Origin of the sequence: Leclercia sp. UBA1284 (genome assembly GCF_002308415.1) — a bacterium.
In the GTDB taxonomy this organism is placed as follows: Bacteria; Pseudomonadota; Gammaproteobacteria; order Enterobacterales; family Enterobacteriaceae; genus Enterobacter; species Enterobacter pneumoniae.
This window is the reverse complement of record NZ_DBUS01000007.1, coordinates 239,886-263,440: the sequence shown is the minus strand read 5'-3', so window position 1 is coordinate 263,440 and position 23,555 is coordinate 239,886. Positions and strand designations below refer to the sequence as shown.

General features: G+C 57.3%; 23 protein-coding genes. 3 read left to right on the top strand and 20 right to left on the bottom strand.

Annotated features, from left to right (window positions below; genetic code table 11):
• Positions 1-10 precede the first annotated feature (10 nt).
• From hpaB to hpaG, 9 genes are all read right to left on the bottom strand, one after another.
• Positions 11-1,573 carry a 4-hydroxyphenylacetate 3-monooxygenase, oxygenase component gene (gene hpaB / locus B3511_RS15960; RefSeq protein ID WP_010427196.1) on the bottom strand — a complete coding sequence of 521 codons (1,563 nt, stop codon included), beginning with the start codon at positions 1,571-1,573 and terminating at the stop codon, positions 11-13.
• 184 nt (positions 1,574-1,757) lie between these two features.
• On the bottom strand, positions 1,758-2,684 hold the full coding sequence (gene hpaA / locus B3511_RS15955) for a 4-hydroxyphenylacetate catabolism regulatory protein HpaA (RefSeq protein WP_286783768.1): 927 nt from the start codon (positions 2,682-2,684) through the stop codon (positions 1,758-1,760).
• The gene (gene hpaX / locus B3511_RS15950; protein WP_286783767.1) at positions 2,656-4,002 is read right to left on the bottom strand and encodes a 4-hydroxyphenylacetate permease; all 1,347 of its coding nucleotides are present in this window, start codon (positions 4,000-4,002) and stop codon (positions 2,656-2,658) included. Before hpaX ends, hpaA begins: the two co-directional genes overlap by 29 nt.
• Positions 4,003-4,023: 21 nt before the next feature.
• Positions 4,024-4,821, bottom strand: coding sequence for a 4-hydroxy-2-oxoheptanedioate aldolase (gene hpaI, locus B3511_RS15945; RefSeq protein WP_286783766.1), 798 nt, complete (start codon positions 4,819-4,821; stop codon positions 4,024-4,026).
• 9 nt (positions 4,822-4,830) lie between these two features.
• Positions 4,831-5,634 (bottom strand): 2-oxo-hept-4-ene-1,7-dioate hydratase, encoded by an 804-nt coding sequence (gene hpaH / locus B3511_RS15940; RefSeq protein ID WP_015572593.1) that lies wholly within the window; start codon positions 5,632-5,634, stop codon positions 4,831-4,833.
• A 131-nt stretch (positions 5,635-5,765) separates the two neighbouring features.
• Positions 5,766-6,146, bottom strand: coding sequence for a 5-carboxymethyl-2-hydroxymuconate Delta-isomerase (locus tag B3511_RS15935; protein ID WP_286783765.1), 381 nt, complete (start codon positions 6,144-6,146; stop codon positions 5,766-5,768).
• 9 nt (positions 6,147-6,155) lie between these two features.
• Positions 6,156-7,007 carry a 3,4-dihydroxyphenylacetate 2,3-dioxygenase gene (gene hpaD, locus B3511_RS15930; protein ID WP_040077310.1) on the bottom strand — a complete coding sequence of 284 codons (852 nt, stop codon included), beginning with the start codon at positions 7,005-7,007 and terminating at the stop codon, positions 6,156-6,158.
• 1 nt (position 7,008) lies between these two features.
• A complete protein-coding gene (hpaE, locus tag B3511_RS15925) occupies positions 7,009-8,475 on the bottom strand; it encodes a 5-carboxymethyl-2-hydroxymuconate semialdehyde dehydrogenase (RefSeq protein WP_286783764.1) in 1,467 nt (488 codons plus the stop codon).
• Positions 8,472-9,749, bottom strand: coding sequence for a 4-hydroxyphenylacetate degradation bifunctional isomerase/decarboxylase (gene hpaG, locus B3511_RS15920; protein WP_212478245.1), 1,278 nt, complete (start codon positions 9,747-9,749; stop codon positions 8,472-8,474). The genes hpaE and hpaG overlap by 4 nt, the downstream gene beginning before the upstream one ends.
• A gap of 270 nt (positions 9,750-10,019) precedes the next feature.
• Between hpaG and hpaR the strand changes: the two genes are divergently transcribed.
• Together hpaR and tsr are read left to right on the top strand one after the other, a co-directional pair.
• Entirely contained in the window at positions 10,020-10,460 is a 441-nt protein-coding gene (gene hpaR / locus B3511_RS15915; protein ID WP_040077306.1) for a homoprotocatechuate degradation operon regulator HpaR, read from the top strand.
• 86 nt (positions 10,461-10,546) lie between these two features.
• Positions 10,547-12,211, top strand: coding sequence for a methyl-accepting chemotaxis protein (tsr, locus tag B3511_RS15910; RefSeq protein WP_286783763.1), 1,665 nt, complete (start codon positions 10,547-10,549; stop codon positions 12,209-12,211).
• A 38-nt stretch (positions 12,212-12,249) separates the two neighbouring features.
• Here the strand turns inward: tsr and B3511_RS15905 are convergent, their stop codons facing one another.
• Positions 12,250-13,611, bottom strand: coding sequence for an MFS transporter (locus B3511_RS15905; RefSeq protein ID WP_212478244.1), 1,362 nt, complete (start codon positions 13,609-13,611; stop codon positions 12,250-12,252).
• 212 nt (positions 13,612-13,823) lie between these two features.
• Entirely contained in the window at positions 13,824-14,738 is a 915-nt protein-coding gene (locus B3511_RS15900) for a GntR family transcriptional regulator (RefSeq protein WP_046886505.1), read from the bottom strand.
• Between the two features lie 144 nt (positions 14,739-14,882).
• Between B3511_RS15900 and B3511_RS15895 the strand changes: the two genes are divergently transcribed.
• The gene (locus tag B3511_RS15895) at positions 14,883-15,905 is read left to right on the top strand and encodes a zinc-binding alcohol dehydrogenase family protein (protein WP_286783762.1); all 1,023 of its coding nucleotides are present in this window, start codon (positions 14,883-14,885) and stop codon (positions 15,903-15,905) included.
• A gap of 80 nt (positions 15,906-15,985) precedes the next feature.
• Here B3511_RS15895 and opgB read toward each other — a convergent pair whose 3' ends face one another.
• The 9 genes from opgB to B3511_RS15850 all read right to left on the bottom strand — a co-directional run bounded on the left by opgB (position 15,986) and on the right by B3511_RS15850 (position 23,450).
• Positions 15,986-18,277 (bottom strand): phosphatidylglycerol--membrane-oligosaccharide glycerophosphotransferase, encoded by a 2,292-nt coding sequence (gene opgB / locus B3511_RS15890; protein WP_286783761.1) that lies wholly within the window; start codon positions 18,275-18,277, stop codon positions 15,986-15,988.
• A 274-nt stretch (positions 18,278-18,551) separates the two neighbouring features.
• Entirely contained in the window at positions 18,552-19,034 is a 483-nt protein-coding gene (locus tag B3511_RS15885) for a DUF2501 domain-containing protein (RefSeq protein ID WP_286783760.1), read from the bottom strand.
• Between the two features lie 76 nt (positions 19,035-19,110).
• Positions 19,111-19,848 (bottom strand): DNA replication protein DnaC, encoded by a 738-nt coding sequence (dnaC, locus tag B3511_RS15880; protein ID WP_040077299.1) that lies wholly within the window; start codon positions 19,846-19,848, stop codon positions 19,111-19,113.
• Positions 19,845-20,390, bottom strand: coding sequence for a primosomal protein DnaT (dnaT, locus tag B3511_RS15875; RefSeq protein WP_046886509.1), 546 nt, complete (start codon positions 20,388-20,390; stop codon positions 19,845-19,847). The genes dnaC and dnaT overlap by 4 nt, the downstream gene beginning before the upstream one ends.
• Positions 20,391-20,497: 107 nt before the next feature.
• Positions 20,498-20,926 carry an organic hydroperoxide resistance protein gene (locus B3511_RS15870; protein WP_040077297.1) on the bottom strand — a complete coding sequence of 143 codons (429 nt, stop codon included), beginning with the start codon at positions 20,924-20,926 and terminating at the stop codon, positions 20,498-20,500.
• A gap of 82 nt (positions 20,927-21,008) precedes the next feature.
• A complete protein-coding gene (locus B3511_RS15865) occupies positions 21,009-21,461 on the bottom strand; it encodes a MarR family winged helix-turn-helix transcriptional regulator (RefSeq protein WP_046886510.1) in 453 nt (150 codons plus the stop codon).
• Positions 21,462-21,502: 41 nt separating this feature from the next.
• Positions 21,503-22,144 (bottom strand): TetR family transcriptional regulator, encoded by a 642-nt coding sequence (locus B3511_RS15860; RefSeq protein ID WP_286783759.1) that lies wholly within the window; start codon positions 22,142-22,144, stop codon positions 21,503-21,505.
• Between the two features lie 65 nt (positions 22,145-22,209).
• A complete protein-coding gene (locus B3511_RS15855) occupies positions 22,210-22,683 on the bottom strand; it encodes a threonine/serine exporter (protein ID WP_286783758.1) in 474 nt (157 codons plus the stop codon).
• Entirely contained in the window at positions 22,674-23,450 is a 777-nt protein-coding gene (locus B3511_RS15850) for a threonine/serine ThrE exporter family protein (protein ID WP_046886512.1), read from the bottom strand. Before B3511_RS15850 ends, B3511_RS15855 begins: the two co-directional genes overlap by 10 nt.
• Positions 23,451-23,555: the final 105 nt, after the last annotated feature.

The following is a 23,555-nucleotide window of genomic DNA, read 5'->3' as shown; positions in this document are numbered from 1 at the left end:
TCCCGCTGCGTTATTTCAGCAGCTTGTCCAGCATGTTGATATCGGTGTTGTTGTGCAGGTGCGGCACGGTCCAGCCGTGCTGGTCGTACTCGGACATGCAGCGGTCGACCATCGCCATCATCTTGTCCATGTTGCCGGAGCTTTGCGCCTGTCGCAGGCACTGCAGGCGGATCTCATCCTGGCTGCCGGAGTAGTTGATCTCATACAGCTCGTGGCGGCCACCGAACTCGCTGCCGATGGCATCCCACATCAGTTTCAGGATTTTGATGCGCTCGACGTGATCCATGCCGTTGGAGCCGCGCACGTACTTCGCCAGATACTGGTCGATCTGCGGGTTGTTCAGATCCCGGGCGCTGGACGGCAGGTAGATCAGGCCGCTGGTAACGTTGCGCTCAATAATATTTTTGATTTTGGCGTAGGCCATTGGGGCCATCACGCGGTAGGTCTGGAGCGCCGCGTGGTCCGGCAGGTACGCACCGTTGACCCACGGGGTCGCCTCCGAGCACATGGAGTCGCTCAATGCCCAGAACATGTTGCGCCAGGCCACCACTTCGCCAAGATCGGCCTGCACGCCGCGAAACTCCAGGGTACCGGTACACTCCAGCGATTTTTTCAGCAGGGCGGTGATGAAATCGAGCTTCACCGCCAGACGTACGCAGGCCTGCAGCGGGTACATGCGGGCAAATCCTCCCTCCATGGTCCAGCGGCGGCAGCGATCGAAATCGCGGTAGATCAGCACGTTCTCCCACGGGATCAGCACATGATCCATCACCAGGATCGCATCGTTCTCGTCGAAGCGGCTGGAGAGTGGATAGTCATACGGCGAGCCGGTGGCACCGGCCACCATCTCGTAGGAGGCGCGGGAGATCAGCTTCACGCCCTCGGCATCCATCGGCGCGACGAACATCAGCGCGAAGTCCGGGTTTTCGCCCATCACCTGCGCGGAGCCAAAGCCGATCATGTTGTAGTGGGTCAGCGCCGAGTTGGTTGCCACCACTTTCGCGCCGCTGACGATGATCCCGGCGTCGGTCTCTTTCTCCAGCTTGATGTAGACATCTTTGACCTCGTCCGCCGGTTTGTGGCGGTCGATCGGCGGGTTGACGATGGCGTGGTTAAAGTACAGGCCGGTCTCCTGAATGCGGGTGTACCAGTTACGGGCGTTCTGCTCAAACTGGCCGTAGAACGCCGGGTTAGCCCCCAGCGCGCAGCCGAAAGCCGCTTTGTAGTCAGGCGTTCGGCCCATCCAGCCGTAGCTCAGGCGGGACCACTCAGCGATGGCATCACGCTGCTGGCGCAGGTCATCGGCGCTTTTCGCCACCCGGAAGAATTTGTGGGTGTAACCGCCGCTGCCGGTATCGGTGCCCCAGCAGAGGGTGTCCTGCATGTCCGGCTTGTGCAGCGCGTCGTACATCTGCGCGATGGACGCCGCCGCGTTACGAAATGCCGGATGGGTGGTGACGTCTTTAACGCGTTCGCCGTAGATATAAATCTCGCGGCCATCCTGCAGGCTTTTTAAATACTCTTCGCCGGTGAGCGGGCGTTTGGCATCGGCGCGGAAATCTTCAGGCTTCATAGGGACCTCGTATCGGAAGATGATTGTTAAATTTATGTTTTGTTTTTGTTGTTTAATTGAAGCTTGAGAGGAAGGGAACGTGAAGGGACGATTGGGACAACGGCGGGTACTTTTCGGGTGAGATCGGGTTTTGTGATCGCTGTCCCCTCACCCTAACCCTCTCCCCAAAGGGGAGAGGGAATAGTTACACCCTCCCCCCTTTGGGGAGAGGGCCGGGGTGAGGGGTAACCGGTACTTTCTGCGCCCGATACGCGCTCGGTGAACACCCCACTAACCGGTTAAAAAAGCGGGCAAAATAGGCCGGGTCTTTAAAGCCGAGCTTCCAGGCCACCTCGTTCACCGCGCTGTCGGAAAAAAGCAGCAGCCGTCTGGCCTCGCGCAGCTGACGGTCGAAGATCAGCCGTTTTGGCGGGCGGTTGGCGAAGCGGCGGCAGATATCCGTCAGGCGCGATTCGGTGAGATGCAGCTCGCTGGCATATTCTGGCACCGTCCAGTGCTGGTGGTAATGCGCGTCAATCAGCTGGGTAAAGCGCTGGAAAAGCTTTAGCTCGCCCCGCATGCCGCTTGAAGCATGGTCGTCGAGCTTCGCGTTGCGCAGCAGCAACGTAAAGACCGCCTGGGCTAAAAGTACCAGCGTATGCTCGCGGCCGGGCAGCTGCGCGGTGGATTCGCGCTTTATCAGCTGCCAGTAGTGTTTTAGCGCCAAAAGCTCGTCCGGTTTATCGGCCAGCGAGAGGCAGATCCCCGGCAGGCCGAACGCCTCCCGGGTGCCGGGATAGAGCACCTCCAGCAGCGGCCAGATCAGATCCTCGCGTACCGTCAGCACGTGGCCGTCGCTGTCCGATTCGGTGATGAACGCGTGTGGCACCGACGGCGGCGTGAGGACAAACAGCGGGGCCTGCACCGAGTAGCGGTGATCGTCAAGTTGCAGCTCAATCTGTCCGGTATCGAGAAAGTGCATCTGAAAATACTGGTCGTGCCGGTGCGCCTGCATGTCGCGGCCAAAGAAGGCCGCCATGCGAGAAAACGACTGATAGTGCACATCGTCGGTGCCCAGGCTTTCGTCATACTCTTTGCTGATATCAATGTTGGCGATAGGGCTCTGGCACATGGTCGTTCCTCTGTTGATCCTGCTGCGTCATCGGAATACGGGTCAGCACGAGCGCGCCAACCACCAGCAGCCCGGCGACAAACCACAAACCTGAGCTGAAGCTGCCGGTCGCGTCGCGCAGAATGCCGATCAGCAGCGGACTGACGGCCGATCCGACGTTACCGATGGCGTTGATCACCGCCAGCGCCACCGCCCGGGACTGCAGGCTAATGACCCGATCCGGGGTGGTCCAGAAGATCGCCATAGCGGTAAAGGCTCCGGTTGAGGCCATAATGATGCCAAGCAGCTGGATCAGGCCGTGATCCGTTGCGGAGGCCAGCATCCAGCCCGCCGCGGCGAACAGGTACGGCAGGATGGTGTGCTTTTTTCGCTCTTTTAGCCTGTCGGAGCGGCGACTCCACCAGATCATCCCGAGGATGGTACAGAATTGCGGGATCGCCGCCAGCAGGCCGATCACGATATTGCTGCTGCCAGTGTTGAAGCTCTGGAGGATCTGCGGCGTCCAGATGTTGATGGCGCTCAGGGTGTTGGTCAGACAGAAGTAGGCCAGCGTGTAGAGCAGCACCGCCGGGGTTAACACCTCGCGCAGCGTTGAGCGCGGCGTGGAGGGGCGCGCGATAGCCAGCTCCTGTTCGCGGGCGATCATTGTTTTCAGCGCCCGCTTTTCGTCCTCGTCCAGCCAGCTCGCCTGGTCCGGTGTGTCGTTAAGATAAAACCAGGTCACCACCCCGAGCACCACGGAGGGCAGCCCCTCCAGCAGGAACAGCCACTGCCAGCCTTTCAGGTTCCACAAGCCGTCCATCGCCAGAATATAGCCGGAGAGGATCGAGCCGAGCATCATGGTGACCGGCATAGCGATCATAAACAGCGCGTTGGCGCGGGCGCGATGGTATGCCGGGAACCACCAGGTAAGATAGACCAGGATCCCCGGCAGGAAGCCGGCTTCGGCAATCCCCACCAGCATGCGCAGAACGTAGAGCGTTTCCGGGCTGGTGGCGAACATCGTACAGGTGGAGGCGATGCCCCATACCACCATGATGCTGGCGATCCAGCGGCGCGCACCCACCTTCGCCAGCATAATGTTGCTCGGGATCCCGCACAGAACATAGGTAACGTAAAACAGCGTGGCGGCCAGGCCAAACATGGTAGAGGTCAGGCCCAGATCCTTGCCCATTGTCAGCCCGGCAAAGCCGATGTTGATGCGGTCAAGGAAGGAAAAGACAAACAGAATAAAGAGAAACACGATCAAACGACGGAACAGCTTGTTAATGGCACGATGTTCAACGGCTTTTTCATCTTGCAGGGTAGAGGTCGTCATGCTGCGCTCCTGATCTTACCTTTAGTAGACGGATTTATTGTTATTTACTGACGTAACCGGTTTATCGATAAAGCGTGCGGCCAGCGCTTCGGCGCTGCGGGCGAGTAGAGTAGTGTCGACGCCAACCGCGACGAACAGCGCCCCGAGCTCGAGATAGCGTTTCGCCAGCGCTTCGTTCGCCATCAGAATGCCGGGGGCTTTCCCCGCCTCGCGGATTTGCGTGATGGCCCGTTCGATGGCGGCCTGCACCTCGGGATGTTGCGGGTTACCGGCAAATCCCATATCGGCACTGAGATCCGCCGGGCCAATAAACACGCCGTCGACGCCTTCCACGTCGAGGATCTGCGGCAGGTTTTTCAGCGCCTCGCGAGTTTCAATTTGCACCAGTACGCACATGGCGTCGTTGGCCTGTTGCAGGTAATCCGGGATGCGGTTCCAGCGTGATGCCCGCGCCAGCGCGCTGCCGACCCCACGGATACCCGCAGGCGGATAGCGGGTAGCGCTCACCGCCAGACGCGCTTCGTCGGCGTTCTGCACCATCGGCACCAGCAGCGTTTGCGCGCCCACGTCCAGCAGCTGTTTGATCTGCACCGGATCGTTCCATGACGGGCGCACCACCGGCTGGCTGGCATAGGGGGCGATGGCCTGCAGCTGGGTTAAGACTGTCTGCACGCTGTTCGGGGCGTGCTCTCCGTCGATCAGCAGCCAGTCGAAGCCTGCGCCCGCCAGCAGTTCCGCGCTGTAGCTGCTGGTCAGTCCCAGCCACAAACCGATTTGCGGTGTTCCGGCTTTCAGTGCCGTTTTGAATGCGTTTTGCATGGTCGTCTCCTAGACAAAGCGGCAGCTGATGGACCCCATGTTGCCGTAGTCCACGTGGAAGGTGTCGCCCCGGCTGGCGGCAACCGGGCGGGTAAAGGAGCCGCCGAGGATGATCTGGCCGGGCTCAAGCTGAACGTCGTACGGCGCAAGCTTGTTCGCCAGCCACGCCACGCCGTTCGCCGGGTGGTTAAGCACGCCCGCGGCGACGCCGGTCTCTTCGATGACGCCGTTGCGATAGAGCAGGGCGGAGATCCAGCGCAGATCCAGTTCGTCGGGCTTAATCGGGCGGCCGCCGAGGATCACCCCCGCGTTGGCGGCGTTATCGGAGATGGTGTCGAACACCTTGCGCGGGCGCTGGGTTTCAGGATCAACGTTGTGACAGCGAGCGTCGATCAGTTCCAGGGCGGGGATCACATAGTCCGTGGCGTTGTAGACGTCGAAGATCGTGCAGTTTGGGCCGCGCAGGGGTTTTGCCAGCACGAAGGCCAGCTCCACTTCGATGCGCGGGACGATAAAGCGATCGACGGGGATGTCGCTGCCATCGTGGAAGAACATATCGTCCAGCAGCGCGCCATAGTCCGGCTCGCTAATCTGCGAACTGGCCTGCATCGCTTTGGAGGTCAGGCCGATCTTATGGCCCTTCAGCACGCGGCCCTCGGCAATTTTCAGGCTCACCCATTCGCGCTGAACAGCGTAGGCGTCTTCTATGGTGATCTCCGGATACTCCAGCGAGATCGCGCGGATCTGCTCCCGGGACTGTTCCGCCTGATGCAGGCGGTGGGCGATCAGGGTGTGGGTATGTTTGTCGAGCATGGCGATATCCTGTTGTATTGTTTTCTCCCTCTCCCTGTGGGAGAGGGCCGGGGTGAGGGCGTCAGTCAGGCCGCAGAGATTTCCCTCACCCTAACCCTCTCCCAAAGGGAGAGGGGACAGATCGAGAGGTACTACTTAAACAACGCGTGCACGTTGTTTTGCTTGTAATTGAGCGTCGGATGCAGCTCTTCGATTTCAAACGACAGCGCCAGATAGCGTGCGTCTATCAGCCCGGCGAAATGATCTTTAATCAGCGCAAACAGCATCTCGCCCACCTGCTGACGGCTCTCCAGGCTGCGCCCCGCGCCAATCTTCAGCGTCATGTGCACGAAGGCATAATCGTGTTTCCCGTCGGCCATCTGCCAGGTATCCAGCCAGTGGGCGCGGCTGCGGATACCGCCGATCGGAAAGATACCCGTGGCGGCCAGCGCCGCGTTCACCCTGGCAAACAGCCCCGGCAGGTCGGCCTGCTCGCGGATGTTGTCGGTACATTCAGCAATAAAGTGCGGCATGATGGCTCCTTACGCGGGCAGCGGGAAAACGGCGTTAACCTGACCGGTACCGGAGCTGGCGAACAGCTCGGTGAGGAACTCCACTTTGCCGTCGTATTTGTCCCAGCCGAGCATCCCCAGCAGCATCACCGTGTCGTGCATGTTGCCCTCGCCGTAGCAGTAGTCGGCGTACTCCGGCAGCATGCTGCAAAACTCTTTGAACTGGCCCTCGCGCCACAGCTTGACCACGCGCTCGTCCATCTGACGGTCAAACTCGCGGGTGTAGCTGTTCATCCCTTCTTCCGCGCGCTGGTCGTCGATAAAGCGGTGCGAAAGCGAGCCGCTGGCGAGCACCGCTACGGTGCCGTCATATTTTTCGATGGCGCTGACGATGGCCTCGCCGAGCCTGCGGCTGTCGGCGAAATCGTGAACGGTGCAGAACGCCGAAATGGAAACCACTTTGAAGTGCTTATCCGCGTTCATGTAGCGCATTGGCACCAGGGTGCCGTACTCCAGCTTCAGGCTCGGGATGTTGTGCGCTTTGGCGCGCACGCCGAGCTTCACCGCCTCGTCGGCGATCAACTGCCCGAGTTCCGGGTTGCCGTCGTAGTCGTAGGTCATGTCGCGGATAAAGTGCGGCAGCTCGTTACTGGTGTAGACGCCGGAAAAATGGTCCGCACAGTTAATGTGATAGGCGCTGTTCACCAGCCAGTGGGTGTCGAAGACGATAATGGTATCGACCCCCAGCTCGCGGCAGCGCTTGCTGATCTCTTTATGCCCGTCAATGGCCGACTGGCGGCAGCCGTGGTTTTTGCCCGGCAGTTCGGAAAGGTACATCGACGGCACGTGGGTGATTTTTGCCGCTAACGCTAAGGTGCCCATATCAGATACCCCACTTTGGAATCGGATGGTTGCCCATCGAGATGCAGACGTTTTTCATCTCGGCGAACACTTCAAAGCTGTACTCGCCGCCCTCGCGCCCGGTGCCGGAGGCCTTCACGCCGCCAAACGGCTGGCGCAGGTCGCGCACGTTCTGGGTGTTGACAAACACCATGCCCGCTTCGATGTTGCGTGCCAGGCGCAGCACTTTGCTGACGTCCTGGGTCCAGATATACGACGCCAGGCCGTACTCCACGTCGTTCGCCAGGCGCAGGCCTTCCGCTTCGTCCTTAAACGGCAGCAGGCAGGCTACCGGCCCGAAGATCTCCTCCTGGGCCACGCGCATCCGGTTATCGACATCCGCCAGCACCGTCGGGCGCAGGAAGTTGCCGCCTTTCAGGTGCGCAGGCAGATCGGTGGGTTTATCCGGCCCGCCCGCCAGCAGGGTCGCCCCTTCCTCAATACCGAGGCGGATATAGCCGGAGACTTTTTCCCAGTGCTGGGCGCTGATCAGCGCGCCAACCTGAGTGTTGGGATCGGTCGGGTCGCCCACCCGCAGGCGGCTGGCGCGTTCGGCGAAGCGTTTGACGAATTCCGGGTAGATGCTCTGCTGAATGAAAATGCGCGAACCGGCGGTGCAGCGCTCGCCGTTGATGGAGAAGATGGTGAACAGGGCAGCGTCCAGGGCGCGTTCGATGTCGGCATCCTCAAAAATCAGCACCGGCGATTTGCCGCCCAGCTCCATTGAGTATTTTTTCAGCCCGGCGTTTTTCATGATGTTGCGCCCGGTGGCGGTGCCGCCAGTGAACGAGACGGCACGCACGTCGTGATGACGCACCAGCGCATCACCGGCCGTCGCGCCATAGCCCTGCACCACGTTCAGCACCCCCGCCGGGATACCCGCCTCCAGCGCCAGCTCGCCTAAGCGGTCGGCGGTCAGCGGGGAGAGTTCAGACATCTTCAGTACCGCAGTGTTACCCAGCGCCAGGCACGGCGCGACCTTCCAGGTGGCGGTCATAAAGGGCACGTTCCACGGTGAGACCAGCGCGCAAACGCCCACCGGCTGCACCAGGGTGTAGTTGAGCATGGTGTCGTCGACCGGGTAGGTTTTGCCGTTCATCTGCTGGCACACCTCGGCGAAGAACTCGAAGTTGTGCGAGGCGCGCGGGATCAGCACGTTTTTGGTCTGGTGGATCGGCAGGCCGGTGTCGGCGGTCTCCATGGCAGCGATCGCCGGGACGTTCTCGTCGATCAGCTCCCCCAGCCGGCGCATCAGGCGCGCGCGCTCTTTCATCGGCAGGTTGGCCCATTTCGGGAAGGCTTCTTTCGCGGCGGCGACCGCCTGATGGATCTCCGCTTCACCGCCGGAGGCCACTTCCGCTAAGACCTCCCCGGAGGCCGGGTTGGTGGTGTGGAAGTAGTCGCTACCCGCCACGTTTTTGCCGTTGATCCAATGGTTTATCTTTTTCATTTTGTCGTCTCCTCGCTGACAATCCGGTTGACCAGGCGACCTACGCCTTCCACTTCCACCACCACTTCATCGCCCGGGACCACGTCGGAGAGCCCCTTCGGCGTGCCGGTGGCGATCATGTCGCCCGGCTGCAGGGTCATAAATTCACTCAGATACGCGATCAGGAACGGGATACTGAAGATGAGGTCTGCCGTCGTGCCTTCCTGTCGCAGTTCGCCGTTAACGAAGGTGCGCAGGGTGAGGTTGTGCGGATCGGGAATGGCAGCTTTCGGCACGATGTTCGGGCCGATCGGCGTTAGCCCGTCGCGGCTTTTCACCCGCAGGTTGGGGCGGTAGTAGTTTTCGAGATAGTCGCGGATGGCGTAATCGTTGCAGAGGGTGTAGCCCGCAACAACGTCCATCGCGTCGGCCTCACTGACCTTACGCGCGGTTTTGCCGATGACCACCACCAGCTCCGCCTCATAGTGCATGTACTCGACGTTGTTCGGGCGCACCGACGTCTGGTTATCACCGTTAAGGGTGTTCGGCGCTTTAATAAACACCAGCGGCTCGGTGGGCGGAGTGAAGGCCAGTTCGCTGGCGTGATCGGCGTAATTCAGCCCGAGGGCAAACAGCGTGGCGTGCGGGGGTGTGGCCGGTGTAATGGCGACGTCGTGATCATCCACTACCGGGTTTTCCAGCGGCGGGAAACCTTCAGCCAGAATGCGCACGCGATCGCCGGGACGGATCTCGGCGCGGGTGTGTGGGGTACCCAGCAGAATGGCGTCACCGGGCTGGAGGGTGGCGAATTCGCTCAGGGCGCTCAGCAGTTCGGCGGCATTGCGCTCGAGATCGCCGGTGTTCCAGTGGTCAGCTTCGCGGCCATTGATTTCGGTGATGATGTTCAGGTTATCGATATTATCAACGGCGGCCAGTTCCCCGAGCGGGCAAAAGCCGTCGCGGCATTTCGCCTTGATGGCCGGGCGGTAAAAGCTCTCTTCCGGCAGGCTCACGTCGTTCGCCAGCGCGTAACCGGCAATGTAGTGCTGCGCCTCGTCTACCCGCACGCGGCTGGCGGTTTTGCCCACAATCAACGCAACCGTCGCCCCGCTCAGCACCTTTTCACCGGCGGGGTGGGGGATCGGCTCACCGGCCTGAATCACCGTATTGTGCGGTTTGATAAACCATACCGCTGTTTTAGGCGGTGTGTTGTAGGGGGGCTGTCCAAATGCCTCTTGCCAGGCGGCAAGCTGGCTGCGGTGGTTGAGGGCGACTGCGAAAACCGTACCTTTCATTGCTCTCTCCTCAGGCTCTGTTGCCCGGTTTTGAGTTCGTTAATATATTAATGAATAGGTTTTAGGCTTTCGTTCGGACATTGGCAAACGGAAGTGAAATATTTGTGATACCAATAACAATAAATTTACATGTTTATAATAATTGTGTTTATATACAGTGAGTTAATGATTTTATCTGTTTTCTGTTAGACTTTTTTCTTCACGTGAAGGAGGCAGTCAGAGTCCGTCGGAGACGATTGTTAGCTTGTTAATGATTTTAAGGGAGGTGCTATGCACGACTCACTCACCATTGCTTTGCTTCAGGCCAGGGAAGCGGCGATGGCCTGGTTTCGCCCCATCGTCAAACGCCATAATCTGACGGAGCAGCAGTGGCGCATCGTGCGCGTGCTGGCTGAAAACCCGAATATGGATTTCCACGATCTCGCCTTTCGAACCTGCATTCTGCGCCCCAGCCTGACCGGCATCCTCACCCGGATGGAGAGCGTAGGGCTGGTGTTGCGATTAAAACCGGTGAATGACCAGCGCAAACTCTATGTTTCGCTTACCAAAGAGGGGCAGGCGCTGTACGCCCACGCCCAGGCCGAAGTGGAAGAGGTGTATCAGCAGATCGAGGCGGAATTTACCGCAGAGAAGATGCAGCAGTTGACCGGACTACTGCGGGAGTTTATTGCGCTGGGTCAGCAGCGCTCCGCCAGGCAGGATGAAGAGTAAATTCTGCAAACGATCAGGACGATTTTCGTAAAGTTTTCCCTTACCAGGCCGAAAATTCTGTTATCTGTCTGGTGGAAAGAGAAAAAATGTTAAATCGTATTAAGATTGTTACTAGCTTGTTGATAGTGTTAGCTATTTTTGGCCTTTTACAACTCACATCCGGTGGTCTTTTCTTTAATGCCCTGAAGCATGACAAAGAAAACTTCACCGTTCTGCAAACCATTCGTCAGCAACAATCCACGCTTAACGGCAGTTGGGTCGCGTTGCTGCAAACCCGTAATACCCTGAACCGTGCGGGTATCCGCTACATGATGGATCAGAATAATATCGGCAGCGGTGCGACCGTTAACGATCTGATGCAGATTGCTGCGGCTTCCCTGAAGCAGGCGGAAAAAAGCTGGGCTGACTACGAAGCTCTGCCGCGCGACCCGCGTCAGAACGACGCCGCAGCGCTGGAAATTAAACGTAACTACGATATCTATCATGGCGCACTGGCCGAGCTGATCCAGCTGCTGGGCGCGGGTAAAATTAACGAATTCTTTGACCAGCCGACTCAGGGTTATCAGGACGCTTTCGAGAAAGAGTACGTTAACTACCTGCAGCAGAACGACAAGCTGTATCAGACTGCGGTGGATGACAGCAACAGCTCTTACAGCCAGGCGATTTGGGTGCTGATTAGCATTCTGGTTGCGGTGTTGGTGGTGATTGTTGGCGTGTGGCTGGGTATCCGTCAGGCCCTGATCTCTCCGATGAACCGTCTGATCGACAGCATTCGTCATATCGCCAGCGGCGATCTGGTGAAGCGCATCGATGTGGAAGGGACTAACGAGATGGGTCAGCTGGCTGAAACGCTGCGTCATATGCAGGGTGAGCTGGTGCGTACCGTCGGCGACGTGCGTAATGGCGCGAACGCGATTTACAGCGGCGCGAGCGAAATCTCCATGGGTAACAACGATCTCTCTTCCCGTACTGAACAGCAGGCCGCTTCTCTGGAAGAGACCGCCGCCAGCATGGAAGAGCTGACCGCCACCGTGAAGCAGAACGCCGAGAACGCCCGTCAGGCGAGCCATCTGGCATTAAGCGCCTCTGAAACCGCGCAGAAAGGCGGCAAAGTGGTGGATAACGTGGTGCAGACCATGCGTGATATTGCCGGCAGTTCGCAAAAAATTGCCGACATCATTAGCGTGATCGACGGCATTGCCTTCCAGACTAACATCCTGGCGCTCAACGCCGCCGTTGAAGCGGCGCGTGCGGGCGAGCAGGGTCGTGGTTTTGCGGTTGTTGCTGGCGAAGTACGTAACCTGGCTCAGCGCAGTGCTCAGGCCGCGCGTGAGATTAAGAGTCTGATTGAAGACTCCGTGAGCCGCGTGGATCTGGGCTCTACCCTGGTAGAGAGCGCCGGTGAAACCATGGGTGAAATCGTTAATGCCGTGACCCGCGTTACGGACATCATGGGCGAAATTGCTTCGGCCTCTGATGAGCAGAGCCGCGGTATCGACCAGGTAGGTCTGGCCGTTGCGGAGATGGATCGCGTGACTCAGCAGAACGCCTCGCTGGTGGAGGAGTCCGCCGCCGCCGCCGCCGCGCTGGAAGAGCAGGCGAGCCGTCTGACGCAGGCCGTAGCGGTCTTCCGCATTCAGCAGGAGCAGCAGAAAGCGCGCGCTAACGCGTCGCTGAAACCTGTTGCTGCCCCGGCGATGGCGCGTAAAACCGCAACCGCTGATGCTGGCGACAACTGGGAAACCTTCTGATAAACCACGCGCCCCGTTCCGGGGCGCGTATTTCTGACTTACGCCTGACGAGGATCGTCGATCGGTTTGCGAACCAGGAAGATATAGGCCAGCGCCCCCAGTGCGGTGACGCAGCCGCAGATGATAAGTGCCAGGCGGAAGGAGTGGGTCGTATCCACGATAAATCCGGTCACGATGGGCGCAAAGGACGCACAGATAAAGCTGGCAAAGTTTTGAATGCTACCTACCGAGGCCGTCATGCGCGAAGCGACGGCGACATGAATCAATCCCCAGCACGATGTACCCGCAAAGTGGATGCAGAACAGCGCCATCCCAATCAACAAAACAGCACTCATCGGTGTGGTTGCCTGCGGTACCACAAAGGTAAAGGCCGCTGAGCAGAGCATACCGATAACAATACTGATTTTACGGCTCCGCACCGGCGCCATCCCCCGCTTGACCAGCCAGTCGGTGGCGAAGCCGTTAGTTAACATCCCTGCCGCCCCAAAGATAAACGGAATGGCCGCCATCAGACCGGTGCTTTTCAGATCGAGGTTATAAGCCGTTTGCAGGTAACCTGGCAGCCAGGCGAGGTAGAGCCAGGCGGTATAGTTGATGCCGCTGAAGCCGAGCATCATCCCCCACATGGTGCGGTTGCGGAACAGGCTCCGCCACTCAGCGAAAGTGAGCGGATCGCGCCGGGCGTTGACACTGCCCGCGTTCAGGTAAGCCTCTTCCTGGCCGCTCAGCGATAACTCTTCACGGTTGCGATAGAGCATGTACCAGCCGATGGCGAGGAAAATCCCCAGCACGCCGATAGTGATAAACATACCGCGCCAGCCCATGACCAGCATCATCGCGGCCAGGATAGGTGGGCTCATGGCCACGCCGATAGTGGATGCGGCATTGAAGATGCCCATAGGGCGGCCACGCTCGTTGATGTTAAACCAGTCGTTAATCACTTTAACGCCGCAGGGGTTCATGGGCGCTTCGCCAATCCCCATCCCGATGCGTACCAGCACAAACTGGGTAAAGTTCTGCACCATGCCGGAGAGCGCCTGGAAGAGCGACCAGAAAAACATCCCTATCCCCAGCATAAGCCGTGGGCCCTTGCGGTCCAGCAGCGGGCCGCAGGGTAACTGTGCGATACCGTAGGCCAGCGAGAAAATGGAGAGCAGGGCGCCGATTTCGGTCGCGTTTAGCCCCAGCTCTTCGCGAATGGTGAGGTTTGCCACCGACAGCGAGCTGCGGTCAAGGTAGTTAATCACCGCCGCAAAAAATAATAACAGCATGGCGGTCGTCTGAATGCGTTTAATACGCGGAGAACGCGCTACGGCACCCACCGGCGGCACGGGAATATCCCGCGTTTTTTCTTTGTCGAAGGTGGTTTGCGGGTCGAGAGTAATATTGTTTTTTTCCACACCTGACTCCTGAAATATTTTTGATTATTTCTCTTTTTTTATAAATAAGAGGAATATTGATAACGACAAGTGATGTAAATTTAAATTCACTGTCACTCACGGGAAATAACACCAGGTCGACTTCTCGTGAGCATAGGCAGCCTTTTTTTTCTCGCGCGGGCCTTTTATCGGAAGCGTGCTGCCCTTAATAGTTTGTCGTTTTTAATCGGTACTTAATAAAAGACCGTCGCGCTCTGTTGCAGGGAGCGGATCATGGACTGTTTTGCGGTGGAGAGGTGGTTACGCAACGCCAGGTTGGCATCCAGATCATTGCGGCAGATAAGCGCGCTGAGAATGGTCATGTGCTCGTCAATGGCGATGATGTTGCGCTGTTTGAGGTCGCTTTCATCCCACTGGTAGTGGAAATGGAAGATCACGGAGATGATCTCCAGCGACTGGTTGAAAAAGATGTTATTGGCGGCGCTGAGCAGCAGCGAGTGAAAGTCGCGATCCAGCAGGGAAAACGTGCGAAAACTGTCGCCAATACTGTCGCGCAGGGCGCGGTGCTCCTCCAGCAGGGTTTTCGCCTGTAGCCAGCGCGGATCGTTGTCTGGCAGGTTCAGAAAGTGCTGCAGGGCGTGGGTTTCCAGCATCTCGCGCAGTTCAAACAGCTGCTCGGCATAGGACTGGTCGAACTGCTTCATACTCCACTGGCCGCGTTTGTCGCTCTCAATCAGGTTGTAGCGGCTGAACTTAAGTAAGTACTCCCTCACTACCACAGGGCTGACCCCGGCGGCGCGAGCAAGTTGCAGCTCGGAAAAGGATTCGCCTGCGCGCAGCTGGCGCTGGTTAATCATTGAAAAAAACGCCTGCTCAAATAATCGGTTTTGCTCGGCCAGCGGGGCCGCGTCGCAGGTGAAGCCATCCTCGCTGGTGGGCTGACGGATAATCACATAGTCATGGTTCACCTGGGCCAGTACGCCGCGGGTGCACAGGTGAGACTGGATGTGGCGAACGGTGGTGCGGCTGATGTTATACATCTCCGCCAGCGCGCTTTGCGACGGCAGCGGCGAGGGAATATGCCCCCGTGACATATCGTCGATGACTTGATTGATCACGTTATGACGCAAATTTTGTGAGCGGCTCATACGGGCTCCTTTTGCCGGTGGAGGGCATTAAAACCCTATTTAAAACGGCTTTATGCGCGTGATTTCACATTTCAGCTTTTTGCCTGCCCGTTATTTCTTATTTTCATCAATATCTGAATCCACAAAAAAACGGGAGGCAGAAAAATGGCAACAATGAATACGCTGGTATGTCAGGAACCAAAAAAACTTATTTGGGCGCAGCGAGACATTCCCGTAGCGGGCGAAAACGAAGCGCTAATAAAAATAAAAAACGTCGGGATTTGTGGTACCGATATTCACGCCTGGGGTGGGAATCAACCCTTTTTTAATTACCCCCGGGTGTTAGGCCATGAAATATGTGGCGAGATCATTAGCGTGGGGGAAAATATTCGTACGCTGCGCCCGGGGCAACAGGTGGCGGTGATCCCCTATGTGGCTTGTCAGCGCTGTCCCGCCTGCCTGAGCGGCAGGACCAACTGCTGCGAGGCGATTTCGGTCATTGGCGTGCATCAGGATGGCGGCTTCTGCGAGTATCTCGCCGTGCCCGTTACTAATTTGCTGCTGGCAGAGGGTATCGACCCCGAAGCGGCGGCGTTGATTGAGCCTTTCGCCATCAGCGCCCATGCGGTCCGCCGTGCGGCCGTACAGCCCGGCGATGCGGTGCTGGTGGTAGGGGCCGGGCCCATTGGGCTGGGGGCGGCGGCGATTGCCCATGCGGATGGCGCCCGGGTGGTCGTTGCGGATACCAGCATTTCCAGGCGTGAACATGTTGCCGGATCTCTTGGCCTGTCGACGGTTGACCCTGCGGCGGCGGACTTTACCGACCAGCTACGGGCGCACTTTGACAGGGCGCTGGCGCAGACGGTGATCGACGCTACCGGCAACCCGCACGCCATGAACAACAGCGTGAACTTGATTCGTCACGGGGGGAGCATTGTTTTTGTCGGCCTGTTTAAGGGCGATCTCTGTTTTTCGGATCCCGAATTTCACAAGAAAGAGACCACCCTGATGGGCAGCCGGAATGCCACCGCAGAGGATTTTGCAAAGGTCGGCAGGCTGATGGCGGAGGGCAAGCTGAGCGCAGACATGATGTTGACGCACCGCTACGCTTTTCACGAGCTGGCAGAGAGTTACGAACCGGGGGTGATCAATAATCGTCAGCTGATTAAAGGGGTGATTGCCTTTTAACGTCTTGCCATACAGCGCCCGGGGTGGTGTTGGGCGCTGTTTTTTTATTGCCGCGCAGGAGAGGCAGCCCTCTCCTGCGGTTAGCCTTCGGCGTTGACGATTTTGATCTCCACCATTCCAATCCCCAACTGGCGCGGAGAGTGACCGAGGATATTGCCCTCGTTAGTGGACTGCGGATCCGGCGGTACAATGACCAGGGTGCTGCTGCGAGAAGGGTTGTCGAAATGCAGCGTGGTGGTGGTCACCTCGTTGCCGAGCTTCAGGGTCTGCTCGCTCTGGCCAATCCTCACCGGGATAGGGCGATTGGCATTGGGGCCAAAGGCCTTGGCGGTGATGACCAGGTCAAACTTCGCCGGCAGGGGCTGGTTATATTCAATCTTCACTTCGTCGCCCAGTTGGGCGTTAGACCAGCGGCCCCAGGATTCCGGACGCGAGATGCCGCTGAACTGCTTCACCTCTTCTGGCGCACCGGCGACGTTAAAGACAAAGCTGTCGGCTTTGTAGCGAATGTCGTTATCGGCCACCTTCAGCATCTCGACGTTGCGGTTATAGCGATCGGTGCTGATGACCGTATCCTTGAACGCTGTTTTACCCTGCCACTGAGGCTTGTCCACACGCTGAATGTTCTGCTCACTGCCCAACTGGCCCTGGGAGACGCACCAGTCGGTAGAGAGCGCCAGCGGCTGTGACCAGAGCTGGCCCATCTTGTAACAGCGATCGACCCAGACGAAGTTATCGCGCGGAGCAAAATCTGCCAGCTGGTAGCGTAGCGGTGCGGAGTATTCGCTCTCTGGCAGCGGCTCGACGCGCTTATCCGAAACGCGCAGCAGCAGCGGCAGGCGGAAATGGCTGCCAGAGAAGGCCATCATATTTTTATCGCTATCGACGGTGAACGCTTTTAGCTCTTTCGGGAAGTTCCACAGGCGGATGACATCCGGTTTCCAGGCCAGCACTTTCTCTTTCATATTGAGGAAAATTTCTGACAAGGATTGCCCTGACAGACTGCTGCGGCCCAGACCGATGAAGTTATCGCCGCCGAGAATATCCAGCACCGTGGCGCCGTTATCCATGGTGTTGCGCTTCACGGCGAGCGTCTCCTGCTGCGGCTTATCGCCGCGCAGCACGAAGAACAGATTGCTGCGATCTTGTTTATTCAGCTCGTCCCAGGCGGTATTTTTCATCGCCAGATGATCGGAAGAGACCACAATCACCGTGTTTTTAAAGTACGGCGAGGCTTTGATTTTCTCGATCAGCGCTGCAATGTGCTCCTGGCTACAGCCAACGGCACTAAACGACTGGTTCGGTTTGCCATCAATGGCATAGCTCTTGCGCTGGCAGGTGCGGGAGATAAAGCCATCCGGGTGATGGGTATCCACCGTCAGGGCGAATAGCGAGAAACGCTTACCGGACCTGGACAGCGCTTCGAATTTTTTCCAGGTCTCGTCCAGGACCGTATCATCGTAAAAGCCCCAGTCGTTGCGATAGCTCGGGTCGGCGACGGTGGTTTTTAACTCCTCGGCCCCGTAGAGATGGTCGAAACCGTGAGATTTCAAAAAGACATCTTTCCCGGCAAAGCGCAGGTTGGCGCCCTGCATAAAATAGTTCTCATAGCCGGAGTTTTTCAGGATGTCGCCCAGGCAGATATTTTGCGGGAAGAAACTCGACACCGAGGCCGAGGCATTGCCCTCAAACGGGGCGAACAGCGGGATACCGCACTGGGAGGCCACCATGCCCGCAATGGTGTAATCGGTACCCGGCAGCTGAGCAGTATGGCTGAAATCAATCCCTTCATTTTTGATCGCCCCTAACTCCGGCGCCAGATTCGGGAAGGCGTCGTTGTCAAAGTAGGTGCGCTCCAGGCTTTCACCATAGATATAAACGAGGTTCAGTTTGGGGTTGGGGATGGTTTTCGCGGGCTCTTTGTACCAGGCGGCAAAATCGGGGTCACCGTCGCGAGACTGGGATTTTACCAGCTCGGTAATCTGATTAAATGCCGGGCTGGCATCCACAGAGCCCAATGCCAGTATCAGCGCCAGCAGACTATAGCCAAGATGGTGCGGATGGTGGCGACGACGGCGCAACACCCAGCCCAACAGACCAAACACCAGGACCAGCGTGGTAGCGATCCCGATACCGGGAAGTATGTACTTACTAACTCCCGCGCCTGTAAGACTATTGGTCAGGGTATAAAGAACGGCATCGTTAATGCCATCGCCAGTAAAGTAATCGCTGGCGTACAGGGTAATATTTAAAACAACAAAAAGCCCCAGCACCAGCAGCGTGGCAATAAACCACCAGGTGTTGCGACCCGCTTTCCAGGCATAAACCATTACCGAAGCGAGAAACAGGGTAAAAGAAAGTAACTCTGACAACAGCTTATCCTCAACGATTGCAGCCGCGGGTTAACAAACCAACTGTCTATTTTTTGGGTAATACAATGTAATTGCGATGCCATGTAGCTGCAATTCTAGTGTCATCAAATTGTGCTGTTGTTAGGATTTGGTTTAGATATTGCAAACTTTGAGCGCCGTCTCATCCCTCGATACGGGGGCTCAGGCAATGTCAGGCAGGGGAAATAAAGCGTGCACGCCGCGAGGTGAACGTAAGCTGTTAATCGCGGCGTGAAGTCGTCAAAAAGGGGGAGGATCAGGAGAGGAAGTTAAGTCCCTGCTTCAATACTAAATCGCAGGCTTTGGTTTTGACCTTTTTACCCAGCGCGGAGTCGCCCAGCGTGTTCAGGTTCAGCTGCTGACCATTCTGTGCATTCAGTAGACCCTGAATACCGTCCATAAAATTGGTATCTTCTTTTTGTTCTTGCGTATCCAGACCCAGCTTACCCAGAACCTGGTTTTTAATATTCTGCGTGTCGGTGACCGACGCCAGTTTCTGTTTCGCACAATACTCCAGGATCCCGGCGGCGTTGTTCATGGTACCCGCGCTCAGGCTCTGGTTACTGTTGCCCAGCAGGCCGGTCAGGGTACCGGCTGAGAGGCCGCCGCTTTCTGAACCGCTGCTTTTGGAAAGTTCGCTGGCGGCACTGGAGAGCGAATCCTGCCAGGATGCGGCGTGGGCGGAACCCAGAACTAACGTGGCGCTTAATACGGCGCTGAGAAGAAATGCTGTTTTCATAAGACTTACTCAAAGAGTTGGGGCGGAAGTGGGGCCAGTATAAACCCCACGGCCAGACACTTCCCGGGTAGATTTCTTAATACTCCTTCCCGGTGACACGGCTACGGTAACTCTCCCAGTCAAATATCACGTACAGGCTGTTGCCGAGCTTCATGCGATCCATAACGCGTTCACCCAGCAGACGGGTCATCTCATCGATGTTGTGGTTGGTCAGCATGCCGGTGGGGCGCTTGGAGGAGGAGCGGCGATCGACAATCTGGTTGATGATCACTTTCTCATAACGGGATTCGGTCTGGACGCCAATTTCATCAATGACCAGCAGGTCGACGTTGCTCAGATCGTTGAGTAACTGCTCTTCACTGGTTTCGCGATTGCTGAAGGTGTCTTTCATTGCCGACATAATATCGGCTACGGTGATGATCAGCACCGACTTACCGCGCAGCAGCAACTCGTTGCAGATGGCCGCAGCAAGATGATTTTTGCCGGTGCCGGGTTTGCCGCTAAAGATAAAGCTCGCGATATTCCCGTCGAACTCTTCCACGTACTGACGCGCCTGCGTTAGCGCCGCGAGTTGCCCCTGGCTCTCTACCTTGTAGTTTTCAAACGAGCAGTTCTGATGCAGCGGGCGAATGCCGGAGCGGTTAAAGGTGCGCTGCATTTTCATGGCCCGGTTTTCGCGGGCCAGCGCCGCGGCGCGGATCTCACCTTGCTCTTTTTGCCACGCCAGAAGCTCTTCGCCGGTGGTAAACGCCGGTTTCACGTTCGCCGGCATGATCTTCTGCAGGCGTTTCATCAGTTCGCCGAACTCTTTCATTTGGCACCTCGGAATCCGTGGGGGATCTGTTTATCCGGTTCTGAAAATGAATTGATATCGCGTCTGGCCTGGCCGCCATTACTGGCGCGGTTGATCTGTACGCTGCGCGCCAGTTTTTGTTGCCATTGAATATGGTGAAAAACTTTGCCTTCAGCCTGCCAGTAAGCTGTAAACGCCGCCAGCTCTTCCGGCGTGACGGGTTGGGTGAGGGCAATGCCCCACAAGGCCGCCTGACGCTGAAAATCGGGATCCGGCTGCCAGCCGGCATACATGGCAAATTTGCCCATCGGTACGGCGACCGGGGCGCTGGTAGGTTCTTCGAAAAATTGCGTATCCAGGGTGACATCGCTGGCCGGGCGGGCAACCCGCGCTTCGGTTTCCAACAACTGCGCCAGACGTTCCGGGGTAATGGCGTAAAAAGCAGGCGCATTATCGACAAAGACCGCGATGGCGCCGCCTTCGGCATTGGCCAGCACGCCACGAGGATCGTGCGTGAGGGCATCAAGGCCAGTGACGCGGGTTGTCAGGATTCTGGAGGACATAGCACTTTCTCAACTGGATTACTGCGGGCGTGATTGCAGCACATAGTAGCACAGAGAGAAGGGGGGATGAATGTGCCCTTATCCAGAGGATAAGGGCAGCCAGCGGATTACGCGATGATGTTGAGAGTCACATCAATGTTGCCGCGCGTTGCGTTGGAGTAAGGGCAGACAATGTGGGCCGCATCGACCAGTTTTTTCGCTTCTGCCTGATCCATACCTGGCAGGTGAATGTTCAGTTTGGCTTCAATCCCGAAACCGGTCGGCAGCGGACCGATACCCACTTCGCCTTCAATAAAGGCCTCTTTCGGCATGCTGATTTTGTCACGACCCGCAACAAACTTCATGGCACCGAGGAAGCAGGCGGAGTAACCCGCAGCAAACAGCTGCTCTGGGTTGGTGGCTTCGCCGCCCGCGCCGCCCATCTCTTTGGGTACGCCCAGTTTAACATCCAGAACGCCATCGGAAGAGGTAGCACGGCCGTCACGGCCTCCGGTAGCGGTCGCTTTGGCGGTGTAGACAACTTTTTCTAAAGACATGGCAGGTTCCTTATCTTGTGTTTTGCTTGCTATTTAATAGCGAGCGATTTAGTTACGTGTGGCAAACATATAAACTATAGCTTCACGCGCGGTGAAGCTGATGACGTAATTGTTCAAGCTGCTGTTTCAGGACGGACAGCGTGTCGACATCACACTGGGCTGCGCAGCCTACAGCATTGGGAATACCCAGCGCCTGCTGTTGCAGGGCAGTACCTGCTTCAGTAAGGGTGACGGCCACCTGACGCTCATCCTGGCGCGAACGCTGGCGAACGATTAAGCCCGCAACCTCAAGACGCTTTAACAGCGGCGTTAAGGTGGCTGAATCCAGAAAGAGACGTTCACCAATATCCGACACGGTAATGTCATCCTGCTCCCACAACACCAGCATCACCAGATATTGCGGGTAGGTGAGATTAAGCGGCGCCAGCAGTTGCCGATAGAGCTTGTTCAGCGCCAGGTTCGCCGAATAGAGGGCGAAACAGAGCTGGTTATCCAGCAACAGCGCAGCGGTGTTATCAGTGGGTGTCGTTTTCATGTCTTCAATATAGGTAGTGCGCAATTTAATTGCAAGCGATTTTATGGGCAGGTGTAACGCAGGGCGACCTGTACCGCCATCTTACGGTAGTGCTGTCGTTGGGCCTGCTCGTCTGCCCCCTCTTCAAAGAGTAGGGTAAAGGTGTAACTGTTCGCCACATAATGAAAGCTAAAACTGCTGATCAAACGGTGCAGATCCCGGGCATCCACGCTCTGGTTAAACAGCTGTTTTGCTTTGCCGCGCGTGAGGATGACCTCCAGCAACTCCAGTGCGCTGCGGTTGACCTGCCGCAAATAGCTGGATTGCTGCATAAAGCGGCCACGCTGCATATTCTCCATGCAGATGATGCGAATATAGTCCGGGTGATCGGCGTGGTAATCGAAGGTGGTCTCCACCAGATGCACCAGCGCTTCGACGGGAGGCATGCCATCGAGGCTCAACTGTCTTTCACTGGCGCGGATCTGGGTATAGACATACTCCAGCACCAGCAGATAGAGATTTTCTTTATTTTTATAATGGTAAACCACCATGCGCTTGGTGGTACCTGCCTTCTCGGCAATCTGCTCCATACGCGCGCCGTTCAGGCCGTATTCGGCGAACAGGGCGATGGCGCTGAGGAAAATTTTGTCTTTCAGGCTGGATTCGTCAGTGATTTCGCCAGCTTCGCTGTCAGGGTATGCCACATCGCTTCCTTTTATTGCCGGGTGGGTCAGGCGATTATCTCTGGGGCCGACCGGGAACACAAATTTCATACCCGAGGACGTTTTCGATATAACCACAAACCGGGGATCGACAGGCCAATGGAGAGCGCGCCGACAATCGAGGAGGCCTTCAGGAAGTTTGTCAGCAGCATAATCATCTGGGGCTCGCTGTAACCGAGATGGCTAATTTTGACCGCCGAGATCATCGCCGTGTAGGCCGAAATGCCGGGAAACATCGGAATGACCGCGGCGACGGTAAACACCTTCGGATGGGCCAGATACCAGCGCGACCACTGGATGCCAATGCTGCCGACCAGAATCGCGGCGATAAAGGTTGCCCATTCAATATTGAGTCCGGCTGTCATCATCACCATTCGTGAACCATGCCCGATAGCCCCCAGTAAGGCGCACCAGGCCAGCGCACGCTGGGGAACGTTAAAGACCATGGCAAAGCCCACTGCCGGAATTGCCGCCAGCAGCATGTCCTGCACTAATGCCAGTAAAAACGTGATTACGCCCATCCGCGAAGCCCCCATAAGGTCATGGCCGTCACGACGCCAATACAGGTGGCAAGCGTGAGTAAGCTGGCGATAGCCCAACGGGCAAGGCCGGTATTGATATGGCCTTTGAACATGTCGGCCACGGCGTTGATCAGCGGAAAGCCAGGCACCAGCAGAAGCACGCTGGCGGCCATCGCGATAGTGGGCGTACTGGCGAAGCCGGGTAGCCGCAGCAGCAGGCCGGAGACGGTTGTTGCCACAAAGGCGGTGATGCAGAAGTTGATCTGCGGGTGAATCTGTCGGTGGGTAAGGACCTGACGCACATACATCGCCAGCGCGCTGGCGGCAAAGGTAATGGCAGCCCCGTCCCAGCCGCCTTTATTGAGCACGCAGAAACAGGCGCAGGAGAGCCCCACCATCAGCACTACCAGCCAACGGGGGTAGCGGAGTGGTTTAATTTGGTTAAAGCGCTTTTCAACATCTTTGCCATCCAGCAGCTTGTGCTCGGCCATGATGACGATATGTTGTACCTCGGTCACCACGTGCATGTTAATTCCGCGATCGTGATTTTTGCGCGTAGAGGTGAGGCAGTGGCCCTCTTTGATAGTGGTCAGCACAATGGCATTGGAGGAGATGGCGCTTTCGACGCTGTCCATGCCCAGCGCCAGCCCCAGGCGGGTGGATAACTCCTCAACAAGCGTGCTTTCCGCACCGTGCTGTAATAAAAACAGACCGCACTGAATACACAGCCGCGTCGTTGCGCGCTGCGATGACTGATCTACCTGCATGGATTACCCTGACGATGGTGATGCCTGAAAGCCCGTAATGGTTACTTTTACAACACATCGCTGTAACGCCGGTGCTGAGGCAGATCAAACTTTCGGCTATCGGTA